This is a genomic window from Desulfomonilia bacterium, assembly GCA_036567785.1.
Taxonomy (GTDB): Bacteria; Desulfobacterota; Desulfomonilia; order UBA1062; family UBA1062; genus DATCTV01.
The window spans coordinates 1-3,968 of record DATCTV010000038.1 but is presented as its reverse complement, the minus strand read 5'-3'; the positions used below and the strand labels follow the sequence as shown (position 1 = coordinate 3,968).

General features: G+C 47.6%; 3 protein-coding genes and 1 tRNA gene. All 4 read right to left on the bottom strand.

Annotated features, from left to right (window positions below; genetic code table 11):
• Window positions 1-909: D-2-hydroxyacid dehydrogenase (locus VIS94_12065; protein HEY9161808.1), on the bottom strand; the 909-nt coding region annotated here is incomplete at its 3' end.
• Window positions 910-935: 26 nt separating this feature from the next.
• Entirely contained in the window at window positions 936-1,838 is a 903-nt protein-coding gene (locus VIS94_12060) for a TIM barrel protein (GenBank protein HEY9161807.1), read from the bottom strand.
• A 175-nt stretch (window positions 1,839-2,013) separates the two neighbouring features.
• A complete protein-coding gene (locus VIS94_12055) occupies window positions 2,014-3,333 on the bottom strand; it encodes a glycerate kinase (GenBank protein ID HEY9161806.1) in 1,320 nt (439 codons plus the stop codon).
• Window positions 3,334-3,603: 270 nt separating this feature from the next.
• A tRNA-Ser gene (locus VIS94_12050) sits at window positions 3,604-3,689 on the bottom strand.
• Window positions 3,690-3,968 lie beyond the last annotated feature (279 nt).

Here is a 3,968-nt window from a genome sequence, read left to right as displayed (position 1 = left end):
AGCATCCATCAGCCGCTGCCGGCTTTCTTTGGGCGCCCAACTGATATGCGGCGTGATAAAGCAATTCTTTGCCTGAAGCAGCGGGTTGTCATTTTTGATCGGTTCCGAAGAAACAACATCCAAACCGGCTGCCGCGACTTTCCCAGAGTTCAATGCATCTGCCAAATCTTTTTCTACGATTAACGGTCCGCGGGAGTTGTTCAGAATGATCACACCATCCTTCATCTTGCTAATGGAATCTTTGTTGATGATCCCTTCAGTGGACGGAAAGAGCGGACAATGGAGCGCGATGACATCCGAAGTTTTCAGCAGCGTATCCAGATCGACATAATCTGCGACTGCTTTGCCGGCATCGCTTGGATGCTCATCATAAGCGATGACTTTCATGCCCAGCGCCTTTGCGATGGCAGCAGTCCGCTGACCGATGCGTCCGAGCCCGATGATCCCCATGGTTTTTCCTTCCAGTTCGATCAAAGGATAATCCCAGAAACACCAGTCCGCGCTATTTGCCCACTTGCCGTTATGCACAGCATTGCTGTGATGACCAATATTATGGCAGATCTCCAGCAGCAGCGCAATTGCAAATTGCGCAACTGCAGCCGTTCCATAGGTAGGAATGTTGCAGACGGGGATCCCTTTTTCTTTTGCGGCGGCTACATCAACGACGTTATAACCGGTGGCAAGCATGCTGATGAAGCGTATTCCCGGACAGGCATCTAAAACAGCTTTGCGGATCGGAGTCTTATTCGTATATACATATGCAGCATCTCCAATCCGCGAAATAATTTCATCATCATCGGTGCAGGATGTGCGATCGTATACTTGTAATTCTCCAAGCTTTGCCAGCTCATCCCAGGAGAGGTCACCGGGATTTTCCGCATATCCATCCAATACGACAATTTTTGCCATGATCTCCTCCGTATTTTGAAATTGACTCAGTCCTGTACCAATGCCCAGGCACGGTTCAGGACACGTTTGGTATTAGCGAGAATGATATCTGCATCCTCACCGTTGAATGGTGTGACTTCCATGGAAAGGACATATGGATCATCTGCATGGAAGAAACCTTCCTCTTTGATCACAGTCAGGTAATCGACAAGTTCCATGGTATCGTTGGCGCTCTTTGGAAAACCGAAACGCGGGTGTTTATCGCCATAGGCATCACAGCCTTTTTGTACTACAGCATTTCCGAAATGGAAATGATTGATATACGGACGCAATGTGCGAATAACAAAATTCGAGGTCTCATAGGTGGTTGGGAAATGGGAAAGATCGACCGTCAAACCAAAATTAGCACATTCGCGGCGCATTTCAGCCGCAAATTTTGCCGCGTATGGAGCAGGACCGATCAATGCAGCTTTATCCATGTCATAATCAAAGACTTCCAGATTGATAGTCATGTTTTTCTGAGCGGCATGGGCGCAGACGTTTTTCGTAGTTTTTAACAGCTGTGCAAAAGCCTGATCTTTCGTCTGTATTTCCCATTTACCTGCCAGAAAAGCCATACTTTTTGCGCCAAGATACGCTGCCTCATCCACGGCATTTAACAGCGTGTTTTCCGCTTTTTCGCGTTCTGTTTCATCAATGGCATTGGGATTCAATTTTGGGCCAAGCAGGCAGGGCTGCGCGCCGTAACAGACTTTCAGATGTGACTGGTCAAGTATCTTTTTGGCTTTATCACGAGTCTCATCATCGCTGAAATGTGTGATCTCGACTGCGTCGAAATAGTCATCGCAGGCGATAATCTTCAAAGAATCCAGAACTGAATAGGCCGAAGCCGGATGTGACATCCATTGAATCGTGCCGACTTGGAAATATTTATGGATCGAGTCTCTCATTTTTGCCCTCCATTGCAGATGATGGATCGCTGTAATTTGAAAAATAGGAAGAATTCAATATTATGGTGCGGTTTTTGCATTTGAATCGCAGGGCGAATTAATCATTTGAATTATTGATACGGATCGAAATCCATGTATGTTTCGTAAAATCGCCACATCGGGGCAGACTGCTGGTTTAGAAAGCAAATAAAAATGTCAAATCATTGACATTGGTGCCACTGGGACCGGTTTTCAACAGGTCGTTCAGGGCTTCAAAATAATGATAGGCATCATTGCGATTGAGGAAATCCTCCGGCTTGAGACCGTGAGCCAGTCCTTTCTGCAGCGTTTCATCGCTGACGAAAGCGCCGGCTGCATCGGTTGGACCATCTTCTCCATCTGTGGCAAGTGTCACGAGGGCAGAATCTTTCATGTCCGACATGGGACGCACGGCAGCCAAGGCAAGCTCCTGGTTCCGTCCGCCCAGTCCATTCCCGTGGATATGAACCGTTGTTTCTCCGCCGAAGATCATCAGCGCCGGGCGGTGAATCCAGGAACCAGGACGATCAATTTCAGAGAGGAATGCAGGCAGCATGGCTCCGACTACAGCAGCTTCTCCAGTAAGCATTGTGCTGAGGATAACGGAGTTGAAACCAAGTTGGCGCCCTTTTTCGGCTGCTGCAACCGCAGCAATACGATTGTCTGCAGCCAGACAGTTGATGATTTTTTTGCAGCAGGGATCGTCATTCTTCAGCGTCTCAGGGATCAGACCCATCTGTCCATCCTGCAACACTTTCAGGATCGAGGCTGGAACGCTTCCCCGCAATTGATATTTGTCCAGAATACGGATTGCGTCATCGAACGTGGATGGATCGGGTACGGTAGGACCGGATGCGATGGTACTCAGATTGCTGCCCACGACGTCAGACAGGATGATCGATACACATAAAGCCGGAGCTGCCTGTAATGCAAGGCCGCCGCCTTTGACCAGATCCAGATGCTTGCGCATGGTGTTGAATTCATTGATATCCGCCCCGCAGGCAAGGATCTGTGCGCTGAAATCCTGCATGTCCTTCAGGCTCACGCCAGGACGCGGACAGGTCAGCAGTGCTGAGCCGCCGCCGGAAATCAGGAATATTACCAGGTCATCCGCCAGCGTTTTTCCGAGCATGGCGAGGATAGCATTTGCCCCTTGCACGCTTCCGTCATCCGGAACCGGATGACCGCCTTTGAAGATACGGTATTTTTCCGAAAATTGAAAAGAATCATCGATATGTTTGGTGAGAATGATTCCTTCTGTGACCGCATCGTGCAATACGGAATCCACTGCTGCAGCCATGCTCAGCCCGGCTTTCCCGATTGCGACAAGGTAGATATGTTTGAATTGTTTCCATTCAAATGTTTTCCCTGCGATGATCAGTTGGTCCTGTTCTCTTTGTAAAACTTTTGGAATGAAAACTTTCGGATTTACTGCTTGTAATGCTGCCGAAATAATGCTTTGGATCTCATTGTTCATAATACATGATCTTCCCTGATAATTTGAAACCGGATGATGTTATTATACCGAAAGGTTTGTATCCACAATATTCGCCAAAAAGTATACCATCATTGAGATTCGATAATTCGGAGTAAATCGAAACCAGCAATATCAAATTTGGAAAGAATTATTTGTTATTGTGATATTTTTACGCTCAGCCCTTGATGCTCGCCAGCTCGCATCAAGCCCTCCCGGGTTCGAATCCCCTCAAATCGGTTAACAAAAAAACCGTCCTGGTGGACGGTTCTGCGGAGAGAGAGGGATTCGAACCCACGATGAGATTTCCCCATACCTGTTTTCAAGACAGGCGCCTTAAACCACTCGGCCATCTCTCCCAATACGCAAACGATTTTATCATGATTCTGAAGACACAACAAGAAAAAGTATCATTGCATGGATCGAAATGAAGATTTGTTTTTCGCTCCGTTGGATTTCAGTGTAGAATGTTCCGCAAAAATTCAGCGATCTACCGTTCAAAAGCCGCATTCCGCATAGGTCGGGAAACTTTTTTGGGCGCCGCGCTTCTGCACGCTTAATGCGGCGGCATGACTGGCTTTTTTCATTGCCTCTTCCACCGGAATTCCAGATGCAATGAAATATGCGACTGTACCGAT

What these genes read in the sequence shown, in the direction of transcription:
- VIS94_12060 (HEY9161807.1), bottom strand. Translation starts at nt 1,838, where the DNA reads ATGAGAGACTCGATCCATAAATATTTCCAAGTCGGCACGATTCAATGG.
- VIS94_12055 (HEY9161806.1), bottom strand. Translation starts at nt 3,333, where the DNA reads ATGAACAATGAGATCCAAAGCATTATTTCGGCAGCATTACAAGCAGTA.